At 35.3% G+C, this 25,129-nt stretch carries 28 protein-coding genes and 1 tRNA gene; 6 read left to right on the forward strand and 23 right to left on the reverse strand.

What is annotated here, in order from left to right; genetic code table 11:
* Nucleotides 1-510, reverse strand: a 510-nt coding sequence (locus ACN0QX_RS12470) for a hypothetical protein (RefSeq protein ID WP_417197372.1), incomplete at its 3' end; no start/stop codon positions are given.
* Nucleotides 511-1,030: 520 nt separating this feature from the next.
* On the opposite strand from ACN0QX_RS12470, the gene ACN0QX_RS12475 reads away from it, so the two are divergent.
* Nucleotides 1,031-2,503, forward strand: coding sequence for a T9SS type A sorting domain-containing protein (locus ACN0QX_RS12475; RefSeq protein ID WP_417197374.1), 1,473 nt, complete (start codon nt 1,031-1,033; stop codon nt 2,501-2,503).
* A gap of 104 nt (nt 2,504-2,607) precedes the next feature.
* Here the strand turns inward: ACN0QX_RS12475 and ACN0QX_RS12480 are convergent, their stop codons facing one another.
* The 3 genes from ACN0QX_RS12480 to ACN0QX_RS12490 all read right to left on the reverse strand — a co-directional run bounded on the left by ACN0QX_RS12480 (nt 2,608) and on the right by ACN0QX_RS12490 (nt 5,009).
* Complete coding sequence (locus ACN0QX_RS12480) at nt 2,608-3,174, reverse strand: NUDIX domain-containing protein (RefSeq protein WP_417197376.1); 567 nt, start codon at nt 3,172-3,174, stop codon at nt 2,608-2,610.
* 137 nt (nt 3,175-3,311) lie between these two features.
* A complete protein-coding gene (locus tag ACN0QX_RS12485) occupies nt 3,312-4,058 on the reverse strand; it encodes a hypothetical protein (RefSeq protein WP_417197378.1) in 747 nt (248 codons plus the stop codon).
* 877 nt (nt 4,059-4,935) lie between these two features.
* Nucleotides 4,936-5,009 (reverse strand) — tRNA-Met (locus ACN0QX_RS12490).
* A 176-nt stretch (nt 5,010-5,185) separates the two neighbouring features.
* On the opposite strand from ACN0QX_RS12490, the gene ACN0QX_RS12495 reads away from it, so the two are divergent.
* Nucleotides 5,186-5,572, forward strand: a complete 387-nt coding sequence (locus ACN0QX_RS12495) for an START-like domain-containing protein (RefSeq protein ID WP_248400302.1) — start codon at nt 5,186-5,188, stop codon at nt 5,570-5,572.
* Nucleotides 5,573-5,628: 56 nt separating this feature from the next.
* Nucleotides 5,629-6,474 carry an aminotransferase class IV gene (locus ACN0QX_RS12500; protein WP_417197380.1) on the forward strand — a complete coding sequence of 282 codons (846 nt, stop codon included), beginning with the start codon at nt 5,629-5,631 and terminating at the stop codon, nt 6,472-6,474.
* On the opposite strand, the gene ACN0QX_RS12505 is transcribed toward ACN0QX_RS12500, so the two are convergent.
* The 5 genes from ACN0QX_RS12505 to ACN0QX_RS12525 all read right to left on the reverse strand — a co-directional run bounded on the left by ACN0QX_RS12505 (nt 6,467) and on the right by ACN0QX_RS12525 (nt 11,012).
* The gene (locus tag ACN0QX_RS12505) at nt 6,467-7,027 is read right to left on the reverse strand and encodes a YqgE/AlgH family protein (protein ID WP_248400299.1); all 561 of its coding nucleotides are present in this window, start codon (nt 7,025-7,027) and stop codon (nt 6,467-6,469) included. The genes ACN0QX_RS12500 and ACN0QX_RS12505 overlap by 8 nt on opposite strands.
* 124 nt (nt 7,028-7,151) lie before the next feature.
* Nucleotides 7,152-7,424, reverse strand: coding sequence for an HU family DNA-binding protein (locus tag ACN0QX_RS12510; protein ID WP_092206834.1), 273 nt, complete (start codon nt 7,422-7,424; stop codon nt 7,152-7,154).
* A gap of 191 nt (nt 7,425-7,615) precedes the next feature.
* Nucleotides 7,616-8,566, reverse strand: a complete 951-nt coding sequence (fmt, locus tag ACN0QX_RS12515; RefSeq protein ID WP_417197383.1) for a methionyl-tRNA formyltransferase — start codon at nt 8,564-8,566, stop codon at nt 7,616-7,618.
* On the reverse strand, nt 8,563-10,470 hold the full coding sequence (locus ACN0QX_RS12520; RefSeq protein WP_417197385.1) for a RecQ family ATP-dependent DNA helicase: 1,908 nt from the start codon (nt 10,468-10,470) through the stop codon (nt 8,563-8,565). Before ACN0QX_RS12520 ends, fmt begins: the two co-directional genes overlap by 4 nt.
* Nucleotides 10,470-11,012 carry an AAA family ATPase gene (locus ACN0QX_RS12525; RefSeq protein ID WP_248400294.1) on the reverse strand — a complete coding sequence of 181 codons (543 nt, stop codon included), beginning with the start codon at nt 11,010-11,012 and terminating at the stop codon, nt 10,470-10,472. Before ACN0QX_RS12525 ends, ACN0QX_RS12520 begins: the two co-directional genes overlap by 1 nt.
* 91 nt (nt 11,013-11,103) lie before the next feature.
* Between ACN0QX_RS12525 and ACN0QX_RS12530 the strand changes: the two genes are divergently transcribed.
* From ACN0QX_RS12530 to murA, 3 genes are all read left to right on the forward strand, one after another.
* Complete coding sequence (locus ACN0QX_RS12530; protein WP_092206837.1) at nt 11,104-11,397, forward strand: DUF493 family protein; 294 nt, start codon at nt 11,104-11,106, stop codon at nt 11,395-11,397.
* A 67-nt stretch (nt 11,398-11,464) separates the two neighbouring features.
* Nucleotides 11,465-12,121 (forward strand): DUF4290 domain-containing protein, encoded by a 657-nt coding sequence (locus ACN0QX_RS12535; RefSeq protein WP_248400293.1) that lies wholly within the window; start codon nt 11,465-11,467, stop codon nt 12,119-12,121.
* A 9-nt stretch (nt 12,122-12,130) separates the two neighbouring features.
* The gene (gene murA, locus ACN0QX_RS12540; protein WP_417197388.1) at nt 12,131-13,450 is read left to right on the forward strand and encodes a UDP-N-acetylglucosamine 1-carboxyvinyltransferase; all 1,320 of its coding nucleotides are present in this window, start codon (nt 12,131-12,133) and stop codon (nt 13,448-13,450) included.
* Nucleotides 13,451-13,521: 71 nt separating this feature from the next.
* Here the strand turns inward: murA and ACN0QX_RS12545 are convergent, their stop codons facing one another.
* From ACN0QX_RS12545 to ACN0QX_RS12610, 14 genes are all read right to left on the reverse strand, one after another.
* Nucleotides 13,522-15,255, reverse strand: coding sequence for an FG-GAP-like repeat-containing protein (locus tag ACN0QX_RS12545; protein WP_248400289.1), 1,734 nt, complete (start codon nt 15,253-15,255; stop codon nt 13,522-13,524).
* Nucleotides 15,256-15,395: 140 nt separating this feature from the next.
* A complete protein-coding gene (locus ACN0QX_RS12550; protein WP_417197391.1) occupies nt 15,396-16,700 on the reverse strand; it encodes a cryptochrome/photolyase family protein in 1,305 nt (434 codons plus the stop codon).
* A gap of 2 nt (nt 16,701-16,702) precedes the next feature.
* Complete coding sequence (locus tag ACN0QX_RS12555) at nt 16,703-17,164, reverse strand: SRPBCC family protein (protein ID WP_417197393.1); 462 nt, start codon at nt 17,162-17,164, stop codon at nt 16,703-16,705.
* On the reverse strand, nt 17,164-17,628 hold the full coding sequence (locus ACN0QX_RS12560; protein WP_417197395.1) for a TspO/MBR family protein: 465 nt from the start codon (nt 17,626-17,628) through the stop codon (nt 17,164-17,166). Before ACN0QX_RS12560 ends, ACN0QX_RS12555 begins: the two co-directional genes overlap by 1 nt.
* A 1-nt stretch (nt 17,629) precedes the next feature.
* Nucleotides 17,630-17,800, reverse strand: a complete 171-nt coding sequence (locus ACN0QX_RS12565) for a Lacal_2735 family protein (protein WP_248400285.1) — start codon at nt 17,798-17,800, stop codon at nt 17,630-17,632.
* A gap of 2 nt (nt 17,801-17,802) precedes the next feature.
* Complete coding sequence (locus ACN0QX_RS12570) at nt 17,803-18,321, reverse strand: glutathione peroxidase (RefSeq protein WP_417197410.1); 519 nt, start codon at nt 18,319-18,321, stop codon at nt 17,803-17,805.
* A 30-nt stretch (nt 18,322-18,351) separates the two neighbouring features.
* Nucleotides 18,352-19,035: an SDR family NAD(P)-dependent oxidoreductase gene (locus ACN0QX_RS12575; protein WP_417197397.1), complete on the reverse strand. Its 684-nt coding sequence runs from the start codon at nt 19,033-19,035 to the stop codon at nt 18,352-18,354.
* Between the two features lie 12 nt (nt 19,036-19,047).
* Nucleotides 19,048-19,272, reverse strand: a complete 225-nt coding sequence (locus ACN0QX_RS12580) for a hypothetical protein (RefSeq protein WP_248400283.1) — start codon at nt 19,270-19,272, stop codon at nt 19,048-19,050.
* Nucleotides 19,273-19,275: 3 nt separating this feature from the next.
* Nucleotides 19,276-19,974, reverse strand: coding sequence for a GTP cyclohydrolase I FolE (gene folE / locus ACN0QX_RS12585; RefSeq protein ID WP_248400282.1), 699 nt, complete (start codon nt 19,972-19,974; stop codon nt 19,276-19,278).
* 49 nt (nt 19,975-20,023) lie between these two features.
* Nucleotides 20,024-20,299 (reverse strand): TIGR03643 family protein, encoded by a 276-nt coding sequence (locus ACN0QX_RS12590; protein WP_417197400.1) that lies wholly within the window; start codon nt 20,297-20,299, stop codon nt 20,024-20,026.
* Nucleotides 20,300-20,319: 20 nt separating this feature from the next.
* A complete protein-coding gene (locus tag ACN0QX_RS12595) occupies nt 20,320-20,724 on the reverse strand; it encodes a hypothetical protein (protein WP_417197402.1) in 405 nt (134 codons plus the stop codon).
* Nucleotides 20,725-20,816: 92 nt separating this feature from the next.
* Entirely contained in the window at nt 20,817-22,313 is a 1,497-nt protein-coding gene (locus ACN0QX_RS12600; protein WP_417197404.1) for a deoxyribodipyrimidine photo-lyase/cryptochrome family protein, read from the reverse strand.
* A complete protein-coding gene (locus ACN0QX_RS12605) occupies nt 22,303-23,835 on the reverse strand; it encodes a cryptochrome/photolyase family protein (RefSeq protein WP_417197406.1) in 1,533 nt (510 codons plus the stop codon). The genes ACN0QX_RS12600 and ACN0QX_RS12605 overlap by 11 nt, the downstream gene beginning before the upstream one ends.
* The coding region (locus ACN0QX_RS12610) for a DASH family cryptochrome (RefSeq protein ID WP_417197408.1) at nt 23,832-25,129 on the reverse strand (1,298 nt) is incomplete at its 5' end. The genes ACN0QX_RS12605 and ACN0QX_RS12610, both read right to left, overlap by 4 nt.

The raw sequence follows: 25,129 nt of genomic DNA on the forward strand, positions 1-25,129 counted from the left end.
ATTATTCTTTTTCCTATTTCTTTCAGCCATTAAGTCAACAAATTGTTCATATTTTCTTTTATCATCATCTCTTGAGTTTTCCATATATGCTATAACTTCTTCTAATAATTTTGATAAAGAATATAAATTGTCTCTTTTTCTATTATTTAATCTTAAAAGATAACTAGTAAATGTTAAAATGATGAAAAACGCAATGAAAAAATACATTAGAAGTCTAGCCAAATCTATCAAGTTGGCTTTAGCGGTAAAGGTGAAATTTGCGCCATCAGCCTCCATGAATTCTATTAATTTTTCTGGAAAGAAGGAGATTATTCCTAGGATCAAAAACAAGATCGATAGAATCGAAATTACAGCTCTAAAAATATTAGATGTTACATTCTTGGATATTTTAATGGCAATATGTTCCTTGATTTCCTCGTACTTATTATTAAAACGTTTTATTTTAGACTCTGCTTCTTGAATTTTGAAAAGTTTGTAATGTCTTAATTCTTCGTCAATTTTGTTATCCATATATAGTTGATGTATTTTGAGTTAATATGACATACCACTAGGTTAAGTACGAATTATCTCGCAATTTAATAAAAAGTACTTAATTGAAAGCCTTTAGAAATCTTCAAGTAAAGGATTGGGGTATTTATTTTATTTAAAAAAACTATTTAATGAGAAATATTATTTTAATGCGTAGATAATTATTACGGTTACCCGTAAAAAGACAAAAAAAACAATCAACCTCACCAGAACCCGAATCAAAATAAAGTTTTTTCACCTGGGAGATTAGGGGGGAGGTTGGTGAGGTTGAGATAACGTTTTCATGGTGTATGTAATTGGGAGTTGTCCCCGTTAGTTGCATAAATGACCTCTTTAAAATCGCACTTTTACAACTAAAAGCGCGATTTTTTAAATGAACCAAATAACGGTTGTGAGAGAAATTTAGAAGCAAACCACCAAAAATGGCCGATTTTATAATACCGTTTTAACAGCCATTCCCGGCAATATGTTTTAACTTTATGAAAATTTAAAACATAAAATCATGAAACAACAACTACTTAATTTCTTGGCTATCATCGGTTTAGTTGGATCCATGTCGGCTCAAGGTTATACCACGCCAGATACAGGGACCACCTTTACTTTAGAGGATCTGGTGGCGGCAAGTCCAACAACGATTTCGGTAACAGGCACCACCTATACCTTGGTGGATGATTTGATAATTTCCACAACAGATACCTTTCTTATAAATTCAAATGTAACATTGGAACTAGCAGCCGATATCCGCATCACCGTTTTTGGAACCTTTAACGTCAATGCAGATAATGTCACGTTTACAGCCATAGATCCAGCCGCACCTTATAATGGTTTTCGCTTTGAAGAGTTTTCTAATATAAACATTCAAAACGCTACGATTCAATACGGCGGCGGCTTACGTGTGCTTACTGAAACGTTTACCATTAACAATTGTCTAATTACCAATAACGTGTCAGGTGTTGCAACGGGCGGCGTTATTGCGCTTTCACGCGGTATGCCGCAAATTACCAACAACACGATTACCTTTAATCAAACCCCAGCCATCAGTTCGGGTGCCAATAGTGCCGTATCACCGTATATTTTTAATAATTATATGGAAGGGAATAACCAAGCAAATTCCAACCGGCCGCAAATTAACATGGGGACCACAAGGACTACAGAACCCATTCAAATTATTCAAAATACCATTAAAGGCGATCGTACTTTGGATATGGTAGGCGGCATTGCCGTGTCTAACTTGGTTGGAGGTACCATAAATGCCATAATCGATGATAACATCATTACCGATAATCGCTATGGACTGACCATTGTAGGGAACAATGCCTTTGCTTACGTTAGAAATAACAGGATTGAAGACAATGATTCTCAAGGAAGTCCTAATGTGGGTGGAAGTGGTATTTCCTTAAATACGTCTTCTGGCGGTATGGAAGTCATTGCGAGTGGGAATCAAATTCGTCGTAACCTTTGGGGCATTACCGTTATTGGAGAAGCGTCTATTAACTTGGGTGATGGCGCCGCAAATGTAGGTCAAAATGTCTTTTCTGAAAATGGAAACGGTGGCACAACGTACGCGCTTTATAACAATACACCCAACGCATTAATGGCCATGAATAATTGTTGGGATGAAACCAATGCGCCAAACACCCTTGCCGAGGCAGAAGCCGTTATTGTGCATCAAAACGATAATTCTACATTAGGATTAGTAAGTTTTGACCCCGTAGATTGTGGCTTTCTAAGTACAGACGATCACCAATTGAAGGCCGTAACCATGTATCCGAATCCTACAGACGGACAACTAAACATATCCCATAATACGGCTTTTAAACACATGAAGATATACAGTATAGATGGAAAATTAATCATGCAGAAAACACTCCAAATGGGTGCGAATAGCATGTTTTTGGATTTGAAGGCTGGTATATATATTTTAGAATTAACAGGCGAGAGGACGAAAGCCACCAAAAAGTTAGTGGTTAAATAATTTGGAAGGATGTAATAGTGAAAGGCGCCACTTGAAATGTGGCGCTTTTTTACATAATGTAAAGACCACTCGCGATTCTCAAAGCGCTTAAAGCTCTTTTTTTATTACAGGTAATGCCCCATAAACCATTGAATCCCAATAATGGTTTTCGCATCGCGAAACTGATTGTTTTTGATGTGTTTACGGACCTCCTGAACCGGCATTTTTACCAATTGAATATCCTCTTTTTCAGTTATCAAACCGCCACCTTTAAATATGTTATCGGATGAATTTACTTCGGTATAGAAAAGAAAAACGCGCTCCGAACTTCCGCCAGGTGACACGAAAAATGAATTTATAAAATCTAACCCGTTTACCTGATAACCAATTTCTTCTTCTACCTCCATTTTCACACGCTGTTCTGGGTCCTCATGAGCTTCTATGGAACCGGCAGTGAGCTCAAGTATCCAGCCGTCTCCTTCTTTAATGCTGGGATATCTAAATTGCTTGGTAAACAACAAGCAATCGGTGTCTTTTTCATAAATAACAATGGCTACAGAATCGCCCCGTTCAAAACAATACCGCTCTACTTCCATGCTGCCTGCATTAAATAGGTCATGTTTAATTTTGGCCTTCTTTATTTGGAAGACTTGATCATATACAAGGCGTTCGTGTAGTAGTTGGTAGTTCATGATATTTAGGTTTTAAAACAGTATCTAAATAACCAATAGGGTTTGTACTATTAATTTTTTATGTGCTTGTAAATATAATTTATTTATGAACAAACATGGTGTTTTCTGTGCAAAAGGAAAAGTATGGCAACCTAAAATCAGTCTGTGCAATCCAGTATCACAGCACCAACAGACCTTGGTAATTCACAAAATTCATCACCTTCAATGCTATAAAAGCGTATCCCTAAAACGGCCACACCAAAATGTACAGGCACTTTTACTTTATTGGGGACTAGGTAAAAGGAAGTGCTGCCAGAACAAACATCTAAAAAATAGGTAGGAGATACGTGTAACGAAGATGCCAAGCTATCAAAATCAAAATCCAATATACCCAAAGTAAGGCCAATATGCGTGGCAGCATTGGGTTTTTTAAACAAACTCGGATTAAAGTGACTAATGGTTAACTGTTGCCTTTCCCAATTAAAACGTCCATGGGCTGTTAAGGCTTTTATAAGCGGAGTTTGGTAAGTTAAGGCATAGTGCTTAAGTAAATTCTTGCCTTTGGTGGTTTGTAAACCCTGCTTCACGTTTCTTTTTCCGCGAATAGAAATACCATCCAAGGCTTTAATGCTTAAAAACAATTGCATCATTCGGGAGTAAAACAACTTACCTTTAATACCAATTAAAAACGGCGATAAGGCCAAACGAAAATGCTTACTAAGCCGACTACAAGTCCCAAATTCGTTATAATTATCACGAACGGGTTGCATACTGGCTTTTGTTTTTATAGCATACCCATCAAACCCACCGCCAGCTTTTCGTTCATAGCCAATACCACGGGCTATATAATAATTAATGTCGCCCAGTGTTCCCGAAATTGTAAAAGGTCCTTTTTGTCGTGCCATGGTAATACTAATATAATGAATAACAGGTATATAAGCAATAGGTATAGCGTATCAACCCTATGGATACCCTATGGATACCCTATACTTAATCCCCATAAATCTTAAGGGTGCAAGCAACTTCACATGAATTGGGATGTTAATAGGCGCAGAAACACATACATGCTTAGTTATGCTGGACAGAGTTTAAAGCTTTTGGTGCTGAAAAAAGTATAGCTAGTAACTTAAAAAAAAAATGACAGTAACCTAAAACAGTAAATCCAAAGGTTTGAATTTAAACGTCTCAATGTGTGTTTATAGCGGTTGTTTTCAGGTGTTTGGTTGCACTATCTAAACTAAAAAAAACGGAGAAATGTTATACAATCGTTTAGAAAGGTTGTCGTCTGCCGAGTAGATTTTTGGGGTAGAATATTTTTTCTTCAATGTTGAATCGTATTCACTTTCGTATTCATTTTCAAATTCTCTGGCAAGGTAATCAAAAAGTGTATGCATAAAAAAACGCTTGGAAGAAAGTCAAACCGTTGTTTTTCATGTGATTAAAAAATTGTAGCGCGACCGAGATTTACAGAATCTTTATTGGGTTGCCATGACAATAGTAAAAGTTTAAAGGCTCAGGCTTTTATAGACTTTTTTCATACATCTGCACTTGGAAGCCAGCTTCCGTAAAACGCATAAAAAAAAGTCCTGTACTTCCGTACAAGACTTTTACTGCTGTAGCGAGACCGAGATTTACAGAATCTTTATTGGGTTACCATGACAATAGTAAAAGCTTAAAGGCTCAGGCCTTTATAGACTTTTTTCATACATCTGCACTTGGAAGCCAGCTTCCGTAAAACGCATAAAAAAAGTCCTGTACTTCCGTACAAGACTTTTACTGCTGTAGCGAGACCGAGATTTGAACTCGGGACCTCCGGGTTATGAATCCGACGCTCTAACCAACTGAGCTACCTCGCCATATTCCTGTTGATACAGAAATCGCCTCATTTAAAGTGGTTCGTACCGCTTTTTGAGGCTGCAAATATAACAACAAATTTATTCCGTGCAAATAAAAATCAACATAAAATATTTATAAAAAATAATTTTAATTCTCATCATTTAATGTATATATTGAGCACATAAATTAATCAACTATGAACGAGAAAGTAAAATTTGAAATGGAGTTCCCTATACAGGCTTCACCTCAATTATTATATCAATATATATCAACACCTTCGGGCCTTTCCGAGTGGTTTGCCGAGAACGTAAATTCAAGAGGCGAACTTTTTAAATTTATCTGGGATGGATCCGAAGAACAAGCAAGTTTAGTCAGTAAGAAAAGTGGCGAACGTATTAAATTTCGTTGGGCTGCCGATGAAGGTGAACCATATTTCTTTGAAATTCGAATTCAAGTGGATGAAATTACCAAAGATGTTTCTATTATGATTGTCGATTTTGCCGAAGAAGATGAAGTGGATGAAGCCAAAATGCTTTGGGAAAACCAAATTTCCGATTTAAAACAAGTATTGGGTTCCGCTTAAGGTGGTTTCTATTATAAAACATATCTTTGTCCCGAATAAAATTCGGGACTTTTTTTATGATCAATTTCAACGGAAAAATGACAGGGGATATCAACGCGATATCTATAAATAATCGGGGTTTTGCTTATGGTGATGCTGTTTTTGAAACCTGTAAATATTCACATGGCAAACTCTTGTTTTGGGAGGATCACTATTTTCGCCTGATGGCTTCCATGCGGATTATGCGTATGGAAATCCCTATGCGCTTTACCATGGAATTCCTAGAAGCAGAAATTCAAAAAACACTATCCGAAAATAAGCTTGCAAATAACACGTCGCGTGTTAAATTAACCGTATTTCGTGCTGAAGGTGGTTTGTATAACCCAACCAGTAAGGAAGTGGGATTTGTTATTTCTGTCAGCGCATTGGATGCTGATTTTTATTTGATGAATGATGGGGATTATGAAGTGGATTTGTTTAAAGATTTCTACGTGTCGCCTAGTTTACTATCCACCTTAAAAACGAATAATAAGGCCATTAATGTAGTAGGTAGTGTGTATGCCGAAGAAAACAAGCTGCAAAACGCCTTATTGTTGAACACCGATAAAAAAGTAATAGAAGCTTTAAATGGGAATTTGTTTTTAGTTCGTGGCAACTGTATTAAAACACCACCACTTTCTGATGGTTGCTTAAAAGGGGTTATGCGAAAGCAAATTATGGAACTTATTACGCAGTTGCCTGATTATGAGCTAGAAGAAGTATCTATTTCACCTTTTGAATTGCAAAAAGCCGATGGGTTATTTATTACCAATGTTATAACGGGTATTCAGCCCATTAGTAAATACCGTAAAAAAACGTTTGACAATACGGTTGCCAAAATGCTATTGCAAAAATTACAAGTAAAAATTAGATTGTCTAGTTAAAGGTAGGGTCTTCGGGTGCATTGGACCAAATGGTATAATCACCGCCAAACTCCATCATTTTTTCTTTCCAAAACGTTTCATAGTCTTTTTCTATAATGTTTTGCTTATAAATGTTTTCCGTTACAACCCAGGAATTGGTTTTTAATTCCGCGTTTAATTGATCCGCTTGCCAACCGGAATACCCAAGAAAAAAGCGGATATTCTTCTCGTTTATCTCATTATTGGCAATTAATTCGGCGACTTTATTAAAATCGCCTCCCCAATAAATTCCTAAAGAAATTTCTACGCTATTCGGTATAAGCTCTGGCACCTTATGTATAAAATAAAGATTATCCTGTTCTACAGGTCCGCCGTTATAGACCTTAAACGTGGCGTCTAATTCTGGAATTAAATCACTGATAGTGTACTCCAAGGGCTTATTTAAAATAAATCCAATAGAGCCTTCATCGGTATGATCGGCTAAAAGAATGATAGAACGGTTAAAGGAGATGTCACCAATTATAGAAGGTTCGGCAATAAGCAAGTGTCCTTTTTTTGGTTGTATTGAAATCATATAGTGATAGATTTTCTATTATAAATCTAATATTTTTTTTTTTAATAACAAACAGATGCCACTACTAATAACAAAAAAAGGTCTTCGAAATGAAGACCTTTTATACTTATAAATTAAGCGATAATTAGTTTACTGCTCTAGATAAATCTGAACCAGCTTTAAACTTAACTACGTTTTTAGCTTTAATTTTGATAGTTTTTCCTGTTTGTGGATTTCTTCCGTCTCTTGCAGCTCTTCTAGAAACTGACCAAGATCCAAATCCTACTAAAGAAACTCTGTTACCTTTTTGTAAAGCTCCTTCAATTTCAATTAACGCACATTCTAAAGCCTTCTTTGCAGCTGCTTTAGTAATTCCTGCGTGTTCTGCCATTGCATCGATTAAATCTGTTTTGTTCATAATTTAAAGTTTAATTATTAATAAATTGTTGGTTAAACATTTTTGTTAAATCCATTACAAATTTATACGGTTTATCGTACCATGCAAGTAATAGCAAGGGAAATACCTAAATTTGTTGATAACTTAACCGATTTGTTAATAAAGCCTGTGTATTTCATCGATGTTTTTACAATATGAGCATTCATAAGGGTTTACAGCATTTTAGCTTCTTCATGAAATTCATAGCCATTTAAGAGGTCTTTTATAGCCATTTTTCGCTTCCCTGGTAATTTCAATGCATCAATAAAAATGTAACCATCTGAGACGGCTACTTTTAGTGTTTTTTTGCTGGCGAGTATTTGCCCATTGGAATGGTTGTGTTCGGCTAATTCTTTGTGTGTTTCGTAAATTTTAATTTCTAAAGTGTCGTCATTATTATGTAAATAACACCAGGCAGAGGGATACGGATTTAATCCACGTACCTTATTATGTATAGTCTCAAGGGAATTATTCCAATCTATTTTGCAATTATCCCGATTTAGCTTGTTGGCTTCTTTCAATTCATTGGTGTTTGGCTGTGCTGTGGTTTCAACAGTGCCATTTTCAATGCGTTTTAACGTGTCAATAACCAATGCACTACCTGTATGCATCAATTTATCGTGTAAGGTGCCCACATTATCTTTTTCTTCTATGGCAACGGCCTTCTGCAAAATCATATCACCGGTATCAATGTTATCATCTATAAAAAACGTGGACACCCCGGTTTCGGTCTCTCCATTAATAATAGCCCAGTTTATAGGAGCAGCACCTCGATAATTAGGTAATAGGGACGCGTGCAAATTAAATGTGCCTAAAGCTGGCATTTGCCAAACGGCTTGTGGCAACATTCTAAAAGCAACCACGACCTGAACATTGGCTTGTAATGCTTGTAGGGTTTTTAAAAATTCAGGATCCTTTAAATTGGTAGGTTGTAAAATATGCAAACCTTGCTTTTGTGCGTATTGCTTAACGGCGGATTCGTTTATTTTTCGGCCACGTCCTGCTGGTTTATCCGGTGCCGTTATAACACCAACTACTTGGTAATTATGGGCTAGTATGGCGTCTAATATGGCAACGGCAAATTCTGGCGTGCCCATAAATACGATGCGTAAATCGGTTTTCATAAATGTGATAATTTATAGGTGTTAATAGTGGTTACTACAATTATATGATGTTCTAATAATAATTTCAGAGCGTTGTGAATGTCTTTCTCCGGATACCCCAAGGCTTCAGTAAGGGTTCTAGATGAGCAGTCTGTGTCTTCTAATTTAGTAATAATAGCGTTTTTAATAGCTTTAAAGTCCGCAGGTGCTTTCTGTTTATGTTTTCTTTCAACACAAACCGAACAAATTCCACAATCGTCCACATCTTTTTCGCCAAAATAGGTGAGGAGTTGAACACTTTTGCAAGTGGTGTTGTTTGAAATGTATTTTAAAACATCAGATACTTGCTTGTGTTTTAATGCGTTCTGCTGATTGATGATGTGGGTAATCCGATTGATGGTTTTATCGTCTTCACGCGGTTCTAAAAACGTGACTTGCGCATCGGTTTTAGAAATTTGTAAACTAATAATGTCATCTTTTTCAAGTTTTTCTAAAGCTTGAATTAATTGGTGTTCGGATATGGAGGCTTTTTCAGCTATTCTAGTCGTATTGATTTTTGTTTCATGTTCAAAAATGCCGCCATAACTTCTTAATATAGATTTGACAATGCTATTTAAAGGCGCATGTTTCCCCAAATATTGAAATAACTGGGTGTCTGAAACGAGAAATTGAACACGTGTATGTTTATTAAATTGCTGATTTAATGCAATTATACTGGTTCTATCTAAAGTCTGTATAGCATTGTAAGCTATTAACGTATTAAAATTATAGGTTTTACAGAAGTGGTTGAAATTAAAATCTTCTGCCAAACCAACACCTTCACCATAGGAAATTTGAAAATAGTTGCAGAGTTTCCTGTATAGCTGTTTCATGAAATCCACGCTTGGGAGCACGGTTAAAAACTGATCTTCCAATTTACGCTTATCGGTTTTATTTTTTAAAATAACGGCAAAAGCTTTGTCGCCATTTCTACCAGCACGACCCGCTTCTTGGAAATAGCTCTCCAAACTTTCCGGTAAATTTAAATGGATCACCGTTTTTACATTGGGTTTGTCAATTCCCATTCCAAAGGCATTGGTGGCAACCATGATTAGTTTTTTCTCACGAAGCCAATCCTGAAGCCTGCTGTCTTTTTCAGTGTTGGATAAACCACCATGAAAAAACGTGGCTGAAAACCCTTTCTTTTCTAAAAACTGACTGATTTCTATGGTTGCTAATCGATTCCTAACATATATAATGGAGGGCGCGTTATTCTTCTTTAAAATACGCTCTAAATGATAATGCTTATCCGTAGCATCAAAAGTCATATAGGCTAAATTATCCCTGTTAAAGGATTGTTTGAGTACTTTAGGACTTATAAAATCCAGTTCTTTTATTATGTCATCTACTACTTCTGGTGTGGCAGAGGCTGTTAAGGCAATACAATTTACGGTAGGTTGTAATTCACGCAGTAGTTTGATGTTTTTATAAGCTGGTCGGAAATCATTACCCCATTGCGAAATACAATGCGCCTCATCAACAGCTATTAAATTAACAGGCATTTGGCGAATGCGGTCTTGGACTAATTCTTGCTGAAGGCGCTCTGGCGATAAATAAAGAAATTTATAATTTCCATAAATGCAATTATCTAAAAGGGTGTCTAATTCGTTGTAATGAATACCACTCGTTAATGCCATTGCCTTAATACCTCTACTTTGTAAGGCTTGCACTTGATCTTTCATCAATGCAATTAATGGCGAAATAACAATGCAAATCCCATCCTTTGCCAAAGCAGGAACTTGGAAACATAAAGATTTTCCGCCGCCCGTTGGCATTAAAGCAAAGGTGTCTTCGCCCTCTAAAACGGCTTGAATCACGGTTTCTTGAAGCGGTTTAAAACTGGTGTAGTTCCAATACCGCTCCAATATGTCAATGGGCTGTTGCATTATAAGTTTTTAACAACATTCAGAATAAAATCTGTACGATTTTCAACCGTATCAAAGGGAACATCTAATAAATTATAACCGAATTTATCGTAAGTTTTTAATAGGTTATCATGAATTTCGACAGCTTGATTAAAATTTTCATAACGTTCACTATCACTCACAAAAATGTCTTGCCAAGGTTTTAAAATAAATGCCAGGTCATAATTGTGGTTTTTACAACTTTCTTTAAATTTATCTGGATAGTCATCCCCTATAAAATCCATGTATGCCAAAACGTCTGGAATACCACGATCTAGAAAAACAAAGCTCTCACTTTGCGTATTGGCTTGATTAAACTGATCCTCACGACCTTTTAACAGCAGTTCACTAAACAAAAGTGGTTGGGTTAAGAAAAGCTGGTCTACACCGTCTTCTCTGGCTTTCAAGGTTATTTGGCGTGATATTTCATCCAGACAAACATAGCCGCGAGTTTTCAATTCGTTAATGATTGACGTTTTCCCTGTCCCTGGTCCTCCAGTGATAACTATTTTTTTTATTTTCAAATTGGCAAGATTTTGGATGTAAAAATCGTAATTAAAAAGGAAACTAAAAAATGACAAGGAAATACTATCTTTGTTTTATTAAAAATTGAAAATGGAAGAGCATAAAAAAACAGAAGCTTTTTACGAAAAGTTAAAAGTTCAATTATACGATACGGCCGAATGGCCATCACAGTATTTATTTAAATTCATCGTTGAAACAAAAGGCGATGCTATAAAAAATATTGAAGCTTTATTTGATAACATGGGTGCGGTTATAAAAACGAAAGAGTCCTCAAAAGGAAAATACACAAGTGTTTCAATTCATGTAGTTATGGATGCACCGGAATATGTTATATTTAAATATAAAGAAGTTACAGAAAACGTTAAAGGCGTTATTAGTCTTTAGTTTTTTTTTGTACTTTGCGCATGCACAAAACTACGTGCCATAAGTAAACTCTACACATAAACATATTTTGATAGATCATTTAGAATACAATTCAGAACGTGAGCATTTAATTATTCCAGAATACGGACGTCATCTTCAAAAGATGATTAATTATGCTAAAACACGTGAAACCAAAGAAGAACGTAATAAACTAGCTCATGCTATTATTTCCGTCATGGGAAATATTCAGCCGCATTTACGAGACGTTCCCGATTTTCAACACAAGTTGTGGGATCAACTATTTATCATGTCTGATTTTGATTTAGATGTGGATTCTCCTTACGGTATACCTGATAAAGAAATCTTAAATGAACGACCAGAGCGATTACCGTATCCACAGAATTTTCCAAAATATCGGTTTTATGGGAATAATATAAAAACCATGATTGATGTGGCAAATACTTGGGAAGAAGGCGAACTTAAAGACGCCCTTATTTTTACCATTGCCAATCATATGAAAAAGTGTTTTTTAAACTGGAATAAAGATACGGTTGAAGATGATGTAATCTTTGAGCATTTACGAGAGCTTTCTGGTGGTAAAATTAATTTGTTAAATGCAGATGAAGATTTAACAGATGCCACGAGTTTAATGCGAAGTAAATCCAAATACAGCTCTAAAAGCTCCAGCAACAAAAAGAGTCATCAGAAAAAAAATAATACAAATAGAAGTAGAAAACGCTATTAAAAAAACGGCATGGGTATATTTAAAATTGAAGGAGGCCACCAATTAAAAGGTAAAATTCAGCCTCAAGGTGCCAAAAATGAAGCATTACAAATTTTATGTGCTGTTTTATTGACTCCTGAAAAAGTAACAATTCATAACATTCCAGACATTGTGGATGTTAATAAACTTATTGATTTACTAAAAAATTTAGGTGTTAAAATTGAACATGTAAATCAAGGGACTTATACGTTTCAAGCAGATGCTATTAATCTAAAATATTTAGAGTCTGAAGCCTTTAAAAAGGATGGTCGCGGTTTACGTGGTTCCATTATGATTGTTGGACCGTTGTTGGCACGATTTGGAAAAGGCTATATTCCAAAACCAGGTGGCGATAAAATTGGTCGTCGTCGTTTAGATACACACTTTGAAGGCTTTATTAAATTAGGAGCTAAATTCCGATACAACAGAGAAGATTATTTCTATGGTGTTGAAGCTGATAAGCTAAAAGGTGCTTACATGCTTTTAGATGAAGCATCCGTAACCGGAACTGCCAATATTGTTATGGCAGCCGTTTTAGCAGAAGGACAAACAACCATATATAATGCTGCTTGCGAACCGTATTTGCAACAACTTTGTAATATGTTGAATAGAATGGGAGCCAAAATAAGCGGTATTGGCTCTAACATGCTTATTATTGATGGCGTTGACAACTTGGGTGGTACAAGCCATACCATGTTGCCAGATATGATTGAAATAGGAAGTTGGATAGGTCTTGCGGCAATGACTAAAAGTGAATTGACTATTACCAATGTGAGTTGGGATGATTTAGGGCAGATTCCAGACGTATTCCGAAAATTAGGGATTACAGTAGAAAAGCAAGGGGATGATATTCATATTCCAGCGCATAAAGATGGTTATGAAATTCAGAATTATATTGATGGTTCTATTTTGACTATTTCTGATGCGCCTTGGCCAGGATTTACACCCGATTTATTGAGTATTATTCTTGTGGTTGCTACACAAGCTAGAGGTAGCGTTTTAATTCATCAGAAAATGTTTGAGAGTCGTTTGTTTTTTGTAGATAAATTAATTGATATGGGAGCCAAGATTATTCTTTGTGACCCACATCGTGCCGTCGTAATAGGTCATGATTTTAAATCGCAATTAAAAGCAACAACCATGACTTCGCCAGATATTCGTGCAGGTGTTTCATTATTAATTGCTGCACTTTCAGCTAAAGGAACATCCACCATTCACAATATTGAACAAATAGATCGCGGATACGAAAATATTGATACACGCTTACGTGCTATTGGTGCTCTAATTAATAGACACAAAGAGAACGACTAAATAACGGTATGAGTTTATAAAAAAATGCTTCTAAATTATTTAGAAGCATTTTTTTATGGAATAAACTGAACTTATTCTTTTATAATTTTTCGCATACTTATTTCGCCATCAATGTGTAATTGAAGCATGTAAATACCAGCTGCTAAAGATTGTAATGGAATTTGCTTATTAACATTCAGCCTTTGGTTTGCTTGCAATAGTTTTCCTGAAACATCATATAATGAATAGGCAACGTTTGAATGTGTATTATTGGTTTCAACCGTAATAAAACGAGACGTTGGATTCGGGTATATACGTACTTTAGAAATTGCTTCCGTATGGGCAGTACTTAATGTAGAGCCTTCCGTAATAGTGATGGATTGATTAATGGTTGGCGCTAATAACTCATCTACATTTCCAGATGGCCACTTAACAACAATTTTAGTGATGGCTGTTGCCGTTCCTAACCCAAAATGTGTTTTTAGAGAATTCATAATACCATAACTCTCACCTGAACGGACTTCACGTATTTGTTTTCCCCAAGCACCATAAATTTCAATACGAGCACCAATTCCATTGATATTGCTTGTCGTTCCTTCTAAAAGAATTGAGGTCCAATTATTCGTGCTATTTCCAGAATTTAAATATAATCTATCCGGTTTATTGCTACTCGGATTATTATAACCTGAACCAAAACCAGCCATAACATCTATAAAACCATCATTGTTTAAATCGCCCACGGCAGCACTTTGTATTCTAAATGTATTGTAAGGCAAAGGAAACGGATTAGCTAATTCTGTAAAGGTGTTATCGCCATCATTTTTGTATAATTTATGAATACCATTTCTGGTGGTTATAAAAATATCGACAAAGGTATCATTATCAAAATCCTCCATGATGACTTGAATACCACCATCACCTAAATTATCCAATGACGTGGCAATTCCTGATGAAGCCGTGATGTCTGTATAGTTCCCATTTCCATCATTTTCAAGAATCATACTGGTAATATCATGATTTACAATCACGCAATCTAAATCGCCATCATTGTCAATATCTTCAAATGCAGCAGCCCAAGATTGTCCATAAGGAACTAAACCACGAGCAACGGCAACTTCAGAATAATTATTGTTACCATCATTTTCGAAAAGTAAATTGACACGCCTGCCATCATTGGGATTGGAAACGCCTAAACGGCATTTAGAAATATATAAATCTAAATCACCATCATTGTCATAATCAATCCAGATACTGCCATAATTTCCAGAATTATCGGAAGGTATAGTGGAAGCCGTATTAATTAATCCGAGATTTTCTGTCATAGCACCTGTACCATCATTGCTATACGCTTTAGATAAACCATTATCATGACAGGCAAAGATGTCTATGGTGCCATTATTATCAATATCCGCAAAGTTCAAGTTTTGAACAAATATGTTGTATGTTAGCAGATTAGAGCTATAATCAGTGCCCGAACTGTTGGCTGTATATACTTTTAAACCGTTATAACTTCCACCCATTAAAATATCGTTATACCCGTTTCTATCAACATCCGCAATGGCCATTCCCCATTTGGAACCACTTGTGCTTCCATAATTTAATCGAGTAAAAATACCATTGGTGTTTTGGTATTCTATCTCTAAAGAAGAGGCGCCATTTAAACGAATAATATCGTCTAAACCATCACCATTCATATCAGAAACACCTATGGCAACACCACTTTTTAAGGAGGCGTTAACCAAATTACCGTTTCCACTAGTAAAAGAAATTTGCGCAACACCAATCATAGGGATTAATGTCAGCGCGATAAGTAATTTTTTCATCATGTTAAATCTATTTTATAAAATAAATATAAAACAAAGCATGAATAAATAAGTTAAATATCTGATTATGTGTCTATAAAAAACGATTTTAGGTATAATTGGAAGTTTTTTGAAGTGGCAATCAGCGTATTTTAAATATAATTTTAACTGACAGCTTCCTTGTAAACTTTTAAACAACGCTCTCGTGCCTCTTTATGATCCACTATTTTTGAAGGGTAGGTGAGTTCTTGAAATTCGGGTACCCATTTATTAATATATTTTAAATCTTTATCAAATTTTTCAATTTGGGTGGTTGGATTAAAAATTCTAAAATAAGGTGCTGCATCCACACCAGAACCCGCAACCCACTGCCAATTTCCAATGTTACTAGCAATTTCATAATCATGTAATTTTTCTGCAAAATAGGCTTCTCCCCAACGCCAATCAATCAGCAAATGTTTACATAAAAAACTACCAACCAACATACGCACCCGATTATGCATAAATCCGGTTTCATTTAATTCCCGCATACCAGCATCCACTAAAGGATATCCTGTTTTACCTTGGCACCATGCTTGGAATTCCGTTTCGTTATTACGCCATTGTATATTGTCGTATTTGGGCTTGAAACTTTCGGTTACCGTGTGCGGAAAATGCCAAAGTATTTGCATGAAGAATTCACGCCAAATAAGCTCTTGCCAAAATATCTCATTTTTTTCTGCAATGGCTTTTTTTACCATTTTCCGGATACTCACCGTTCCAAATCGTAAGTGTGGTCCTAAACGAGATGTGGCATCTTTTGCTGGAAAATTACGCTTGGATTCGTATTCCTGAATTAAAGTGGGTGTTACGTCATATGGTGCTATGTCTTGTTTAGATTTTTTAAAACCTAAATCCGATAATTCCAAATTTGGTAATCGGGTGTTTTTAACCAAATTATCCAAATAGCTGTTGGTGTAATAAATTTCTAAATCTATTGTTTTAAAAGCGGCCTTCCATGTTTTCATAAAAGGTGTATACACGCGATAGGGATCGCCATCATCTTTAACGACTTCATTTTTTTCAAAAATAACTTGGTCCTTATAAGTTTTAAATGCAATTCCATTTTCTTCTAAAAATGAACCCACATCGTTATCCCGCTTAATGGCATAAGGTTCGTAATCGTGATTGGTAAAAACGGTAGTAATTTCGTACGAATCGACAAGATGTTTAAAAACGCTTTCAGGTGTTCCGTGATATATAGCAACACTGCTGTTGTGTTCGTCTTGAAGTGTTTTACGCATGGTTTGCAGCGTATGGTAAATAAACGTTACGCGTGCATCACCTTTAGGCAGGGATTCTAATAGTTCCGAATCGAAAATAAAAATAGGTAGCACATGATGATCACTTTTAAGAGCTTCATAAAACCCACGATTATCATCTAAACGTAAATCGCGTCGGAACCAAAAAATGTTTAAGGGTTGTTTCATACTTATAGAGTTCCAAATAATTCTACTAATTTTTTCTGACGATAGGCAAAAATTTCATCTAATTTGGGCTTCACAATTAATGGGTGTATCAGTTGACCTAGGATACCCATAGGAACTTTGTAATCTATAATATCTTCCATTTCTATACCACCATCAATGGCTTTAATAAAATGTTTATGATGCCAAAGCGCATACGGACCAAAGCGTTGCTCATCCACAAAATATGCCTTGTCAATAACGTGTGTAATTTCTGTTACCCACTTGGTTTTAATACCCAAAACAGGCGTTACAATATATTGAATTAATTGACCTGCAAACATAGGCCTGTCCGCTCCTGAAAGAATATGAAAGCCCATGTAATCTGGTGTAATAGTTTTAAGATTTTTTGGGTCCGATAAAAATTCCCATGCCTGATCTACAGAAATTGGTAGATTTTGCTTCGCGTGTAAGGTGTAAATTTTCATTAGTTATTGAGTAAAACGTAAAGATTTAAAGAGGTTGCAATGCAAAGCCATATCATATAAGGGACTAATAAATAGCGCCAAGAATTCATGGCATCCATACGAAAGGTGAAAAAGAAATAAAAGATTATGAGTGTTAATAAAACAATCGTGATTAAAGCGAATAGTACGAGGTGCTGATTAAAAAATAAAAAATTCCAAGCAATATTTAAAACCACTTGAAGAGCAAATACGCCTATTATTAATGGCGATTGGTAATCTTTAAACAGATAGGTTAAATACACCGAAAAGCAAATCATGATAAATGTCCAAGCCGCACCAAATACCCAGCCCGGAGGTGTCCAAGGTGCTTTATTTAAATTGGTGTACCAAGGTGACGTAGCGCCATCACCCATTAACCAGCTACCAATTGCTAAACTGCCAAAATTTATAATTAGAAACAGAATTAAAAGTGGGACAAATTTCATATTACTTATTTTGTAAAATTTCTATCTTATCAGCAATTTTTTGTGCTTCAGCATATTTTAAATCGCTAGCTTTTCTATCGGTTGTTGATAGGCGATGCCAGTCTTTCATAATAACTTCATATTGTTTCTGAAGTTTTTCAATTTCAGATTTTGATTTAAAGAGTCCAAACATAATTACAGCGTTAAATTTTTAGTAATTTTTCCACTCATAGGATTGGTTACAGAAAAATAATAATCAACTAATTGGCCGTTTCCATCCACTAAATACTTTTGGAAATTCCACTTAACATTGGAACTAGACTTACCGTTTAACTCCTGATTGGTTAACCACTTATAAAGGGCATGTTGATTATCACCTTTAACGTCTACTTTTTCCGTCATTTGGAATGTTACCCCATAATTGGCTTGGCAGAACGTTTGGATATCGGAGGCAGTTCCAGGTTCTTGACCACCAAATTGATTACATGGAACGCCTATAACCATCAGGTTGTCCTTGTACGTATCGTAAAGTTTTTGCAAATCTTCATATTGACCCGTAAAACCACATTTGGACGCCACATTGACAAACAATATATGTTTTCCTTTAAAATCTGATAATTTTAACGGTTTACCATCCAAACCGTTAATGGCAATATCATAGATGGATTGTGTTGGTTCGGTTTGTGCTTGACTTTTATTAAATAAACTAAACATAATTATAAGTGTAAATACGTATTTCATGAGTTATATTTTGAAGGATACAATGCCGCAATCCATCTCGAAAATTTGACCAGAAATAGCGGCTGCATGATCCGATAGGAGGAATGAAGCCATTTCGGCAACTTCTGTTGGGTTTAAGAATTTTTTAAGGGGATGCCGCTCTGTGATGTTGTTAATCATTTTCTCGTTTCGCAGTAATTTAGACGCTAATTCGGTATTCGTAACTGTGGGCGCAATGGCATTTACACGAACTGTTGGTGCCAATTCAGCGCCAATAGATTTTACCAAACCTTCCACAGCTGCTTTTGAAGCCGCCACGCTAGCATGAAACGGCATCCCTAATTTTGCAGCTACTGTACTAAAAAATAACATGGACGGTTTATCTCCTTTTTTTATTATAGGAAGATATTTTTGAATTGCTTGAACAGCACCTATCACATTAATTTCAAAATCCGAACGAAAATCATCTAAACTTAAACGGCCAATGGGCTTTAAATTAATACTGCCAGGACAATATATTAAGCCATCAGCTTGATCTAAATAAGGTAGGTCATCACTCAAAATATCAACCGCATAATGTTTTAAATTATCATGATTAAAATCAGGTTTAGACCTGCTTAAATTAATGACCTTATGATTTTCTAATAATTTCATGGAAATTGCGCGGCCAATGCCTTTGCTGCCCCCAACAATAATATAAATTTTCATTCTATAATTAATCTAAGCCGTTAAGGGTCTCCCTTTTAATCGTTTTTCAACTTTTTGTTTAATGGCTGTTAAACGCTTCATAATATCCATGATGCTTTCGTCTTTCTTTTTCTTGTAAATTTTGTTTAATTCCAAGATTAGTTCTTTAGCTTCTCTAGATATTTTTATTCTATCGCTAGTGGATAATGACTTTAGTTTGGTTTGCTCAAATTCTAGAGCACGTTCTATGGTATCCATAATTTAATGATTTAAATAGTTTTGTAATTCGATTATTTTTTCTGGTGAATTAAATGCGCCACCGTAATAAGCCGTTACAGTTGCAGAAGTATCGTCCTTAACGCCTCGTGAAGATACACACAAATGTTTGGCATCAATAATAACGGCTATGTCTTCTGTATCTAAAATAGTTTTGAGTTCGTTGGCAATTTGATTCGTTAAACGTTCCTGCACCTGTGGTCTTTTTGCGAAATAGTGCACAATTCTGTTTAACTTGGATAATCCTATTACTTTTCCAGAAGAAATATAGGCCAGATGTGCTTTACCAATGATGGGTACAAAATGATGTTCACAATTGGAGTAAAAGGTAATATTTTTTTCGAGAACCATTTGGTTATAACGGTACTTATTTTCAAATAAGGCAACTTTAGGCTTGTTTTTAGGGTTTAAACCAGAAAATATTTCATCTATATACATTTTAGCAACACGATCGGGTGTTCCTTTTAACGAGTCGTCCGTTAAATCTAACCCCATAACATCCATTATTTCTTCAAATAACACAGAAATACGTTGCTTTTTTTCGGAATCTGAAAGTTTAAACGCGTCAGATTTCATGGGTGTTTCTAATCCTGTTGATAAATGGTCGTCCCCAATCATGTCCGTAGAAAAACCATTTAAACTGTTTTTCTGTTGATTTTTAGATAATGTAGATTCTATTTTCATACTCTCTTTTTATTACGTGCTGTCCTTATTTTATTGAGGCAAAGCACCATTAGCGTTTACTTATTTTATTATGTGTAATTTGTTTTTGTCTACTACATTTAAAACGTCCTTTTTCAAAAGCGCGTAATTTTTCATGTTTGGTTTTCCTACCTTGAACCCGTTTGCGCCACATTCTGAAACTGCTAGGTTTCATTTCGCGCCGCATCAAGCTTATAACATCTTGTTCTTCCAAACCAAATTGAAATTGAATAGCTTCAAATGTGGTGCGGTCTTCCCAAGCCATTTCAATAATTCTATCTATCTCGCGCGTTGTAAAACTATTCATGAGTCCATAAAATTAAAACGTTAATCATAAATCACTTTTGCATCTAATAAGCGTTTAAAAAAAGCTTTATTCTCTTTAAACATGTTATTATTTTCAAAGTTGATAAACTTACCTTGAGCATGAATGCTAGCACCATTAGTTTTATATAAAACCAATTGATAATAAGGAATAATCCAAGAAAAATTCTTTAGGCCTTTATTAATATATATAATGATTCCGCCAGAACGCATTTCAATATTGGCGTAATTAACATCTGAAACGCGGTTTAAATAGGATTGTAAATTCGGACTAACCTCATTTGTAATCATGCGTTTAGAGCCAATTCCTTTCAACTTAAGTGCTTCAAAAAACGAATAAGGCTTCCCTATTAAGTCCGAAATAACTTCTTTATGCTCTTTGTCGTGATATGTACTGTTTAATATCAAATTAGGTTTATTTAATATCAAAGCTACAAAATGTTTAACGATTATTAGCAGAAGTTAAACAAAAATTAACAATTGTTTTGGAAATTAATGTATTAATCGTCGTTCTTCAATAAATTAGAGCGATTATCAATGGTGTGTTTTTTAAGAATGCGGATGCTTTCAGTTTTAACTTTGGGGTTTTTCTTCATATTCCAAAGTGTTTCACTAGCACGTTTTCTTTTCGATTTTAAATCGACAATAGGGAAGGGGTAGTCTATACCTAATTGGAAATTATTGAATTGTTGGTCTAAGGTAGTCATTAAATAGGGTTCATGCACGAATGGTAAATCTAAATCACGTAGTTCAGGAACCCAATGTTTAATAAATATCCCATCAGGATCATGTTCTAAACTGTTTTTTATGGGATTATAAATTCGTAAATTATTTATACCTGTTTCACCTGCCTGCATTTGCAATTGTGGATAATGAATTCCAGGTTCGAAATCTAAAAATTGCCGCGATAAATGTTTGGAGGCATCTTGCCATGGTTGCCATAAAATATGCGTAAAAAACGATACTAATAAGGCGCGCATTCTAAAATTAATATAGCCGGTTTGGTTTAAGCAGCGCATGCTAGCATCTACCAAAGGAAACCCGGTTTGTCCCGTTTTCCAAGCCATTTGGTAGTGTTCTGAAATAGATTTTTTAAGTTTATGGTAACCCTTATTAACGCTCACCTTTTCCATAATATGTTCCATCTCAAACTTTTGAATAAAATGCGCTTGCCAACGCAATCGGGAACGGAAAGCAGATAATTGCCTCTTATAGCTAGACGATACTTGAGCGGTTTTAGACGCTTGATACACTTGCCTAACAGATAAATTGCCCCAAGCAATATAAGGTGACAAACGACTGCAACTTTTTCGAGATTTTTCAGGTTTAGAAATATGAAACATATAATCCTTATGCCTATTGTTTAAAAAGGATAGTAGGTATTTATTTCCTGTTTTCGTTCCGCCTTTTTGAAAAGGCTTATCTGTTGCCGTTTCTAGATTTGCTGATTGACATTGCGTTTCTAATTCGGAAATAGCATCTAAAGGCAAAAAATTAGAAGTTTGAGCTGTAAAGGTAATAAGCGGTTCAGCCATAATTTTATTCCAGTTTTCAAACCATAATTCACGAGTTTTTAAACCACGAACCACACCATTTTGAATGCTTTCTTGCCATGAAATTACATTATTTTTGCAGTAGCGTTTAAACGCTTTGTCCCGATCAAAAGTTACTTGAATTCCCGTTTCTTGATGTGAATAAACGTTTTTAATTTGATGCGAATTAGAAATTATGTTACAGGCCGAAATGATATCAGAATTTATAGCCAGCACTTTCGTATTATAGGGATTTAAAAAGGCATTCATATCGCGAAGAGATTCTTTTATAAAATCCCAATGCCGTTCGCTATAATGTGGATCGTCAAGAAGTAATTGTTCAAAAACAAACAAACAAAGGACGGGGACATTCTGCTCCAGTGCCTTTTTTAAAGGCTCATGATCTTCTAAACGCAAATCGCGTTTAAACCAAACAATATGTATGGGTTCTCGGTTAGTATTCATCTTGATTTTCTATAATGTGATTGGCGCGTTTTTTCAATGCTGAAAGCTTATAGGCATCCATTTTATTAAGGATGGAATACATCATTATCATTCTAAAATTGGATTCAAATTGTTCACGCTTATCATCCAAAAAGTTCCAATATAGGCTATTGAATGGGCAGGCATCGGCTTCTGTTTTTTTCTTATAGTTATAATGACAACCGTCACAATAATTACTCATTTTCTGAATATAGGAACCCGAAGACACATAGGGTTTGGTAGCAGTATTTCCACCATCGGCAAATTGACTCATGCCACGCGTGTTGGGTAATTGTACCCATTCAACTGCATCTGCATAAATTCCTAAATACCATGTATCTACAGCATCTGGATGGGTTTGGGTTAGGAGTGCGTAATTTCCCATAATCATCAAACGCTGAATGTGATGCGCATACGCGTTATCCAAGGAATTGGAAATACTATGTTTTAAGCAAGCCATTTTGGTGTTTCCTGTCCAAAAGAAATCGGCTAAACTATTCCTATTGTTTAAATAATTCTGCTCTTTGAAGTCTGGCATTAATGCCCAATACATGCCACGCATATACTCACGCCAACCAATAACTTGACGGATAAATCCTTCTACTTGCGAAATATCTATAGAATCTTCATGTTTTCGGTAATAATTTAAAATTGTATCAACCACATTTCGGGCGGAAATCAATTTGATATTCATGGCAAATGATAAACGTGAATGAAATAAATAAACTTCATCGGTATGCAAAGCATCTTGATAATCGCCAAAATGAATTAATAACTGTTCACAGAAATATTTAAGCTGCTCCAAAGCTTGCTTCCTGTTTATAGGATAATTGAAGGTTTTTAGGTTCCAATTCCCCATGGTTTTAATACCGGATTTTTCTATATCGGAAACGACTGCAGATACCTCATTCTTAAAATATTTGTACGTTGGAATTTCAGGTTCGTTTTTCCATTTCTTCCTATTGGATTTATCGTAATTCCATTTACCACCTTCCGGATTACCATAAGCCATTAAAATGTCATGCTTTTTACGCATGTCACGATAAAAATTTTCCATGACAAATTGCTTTTTGCCTTTATAGAACGTTTGTAAATCTTCACGTTTGGTGTAAAAATGTGACGTATCAACAACATTACATTCTATGGAAAGGGTTTTAGCGAATTTTTGCAATTGCCTATCCAATCTATATTCATCCGGCAGTTGATATTCAAAGCAAGAAATGTCTTTTTCACGGATAATTTTTTGAAGATTTTCAGGCAGTTTTTGCGTATTATTTTTATCCGTAATTTTATAATAAATAACCTGGTGTCCAGCAGATTCTAACGTGGAAGCAAATTCGCGCATGGCTGCGAAAAACCCAATTACTTTTTGAATATGATGGGTGACATAATCGGTTTCTTGACGCATTTCAAAAATAGCGTAAACGATATCATCATCAACGGATTTAAACCAAGGATGCTTAATATTTAATTGGTCGCCTAAAAGGAGTCGGAGTGTTTTCATTCAAATAACGTATTTTGAAGCCATTGCTTCTGAAATTTACCATGTTCATCATAACGGTCGGCTTGGAGCTTCACATTAAAAGTCCTATTTCTAGGGTCGTTTCCAACACCTGCCACGTACAACCAGTTACCATAATTGCTATGCACATCATAATCTATAAGTAGGGATTCAAAATATGCCGCACCAATGCGCCAATCGAGTTCTAATGTTTTGGCAAAGTAAGATGCCACATTTTGTCGCCCACGATTACTCATCCAGCCGGTTTTATTGAGCTCCATCATATTAGCATTTACAAACCGTTCAGGTGTTGCCCCAGAACACCATTTTTTAATTAAAGTTGGATTTGTTTTCCAATTATAGGATTGCTGATTAATACCATCAATTTTAAAAATAGCATTGCCATGTTGCAAGGCAATAAACTTGAAGAAATCGCGCCAGATTAATTCGAAAATAAGCCAATAAGTCGATTCGTTTTTGAATTCTGTGCGCTCAAACTCTTTAATGGCCCAATATATTTGCCTAGCACTAATACAGCCGTTGGCCAACCACGCCGAAAATTTAGAGCTGTAATCTGTACCTAATAAACCGTTTCTAGTTTTCTTATAAAATCCTATTTTTTTGGTTTCAAAAATATAGGTGTTTAACCTGTTCTGGGCAGCCGTTTCACCACCCGAAAATGGAAAAGCCGTATGCGTATGGGTTGTAAATTCCGAAAAACCTAGAATTTTTAAATTTGGAATTGTTGTGTTATTTTCGATTTGAAAAGCAACTTGTTTTGTTGCTTTAAGCTTGTTGTTTACAGAACAGTTTTTTTCTAATACTTTTCTGAAATTTGTAAATACCTTTGGAATTTCATTTAAATGAATAAAAACATCATCAGGATGAAATAAAAACTGATCATACCATTCATGAAAGCTTGTGAGCTTAGAAACTTTAACTTTAAGGTTTTGAATAGTTTGAGTTTCTTCACTTGTAAATTCTTTTTGCAAACAGATATCTGATATACTGTAAGTTTCACAAAGTTTTGGAATGGCTATTTCTGGTTTCTCGTAGAATGTAAATAACGGAATATTGAGTGACTCCAACTGGTTTTTTAAATCCTGAACACTTTCAATCGTAAAACGGGCACGATATTTTTCTGTTTTTTTAAAACCGTATGTGGTCGTTTTGTAATGTCGCGGATCAAAACAATAGATGCCAATTATAGGATGGTTTAATTTTAAGGCATGGGCCAAAACCGTATTATCTTGAATCCGTAAATTGGTGGTAAACCAAACTAATGTATATGTGTTTT

Origin of the sequence: Bizionia sp. (genome assembly GCF_048259285.1) — a bacterium.
GTDB lineage: Bacteria > Bacteroidota > Bacteroidia > Flavobacteriales > Flavobacteriaceae > Algorimicrobium > Algorimicrobium hallyeonense.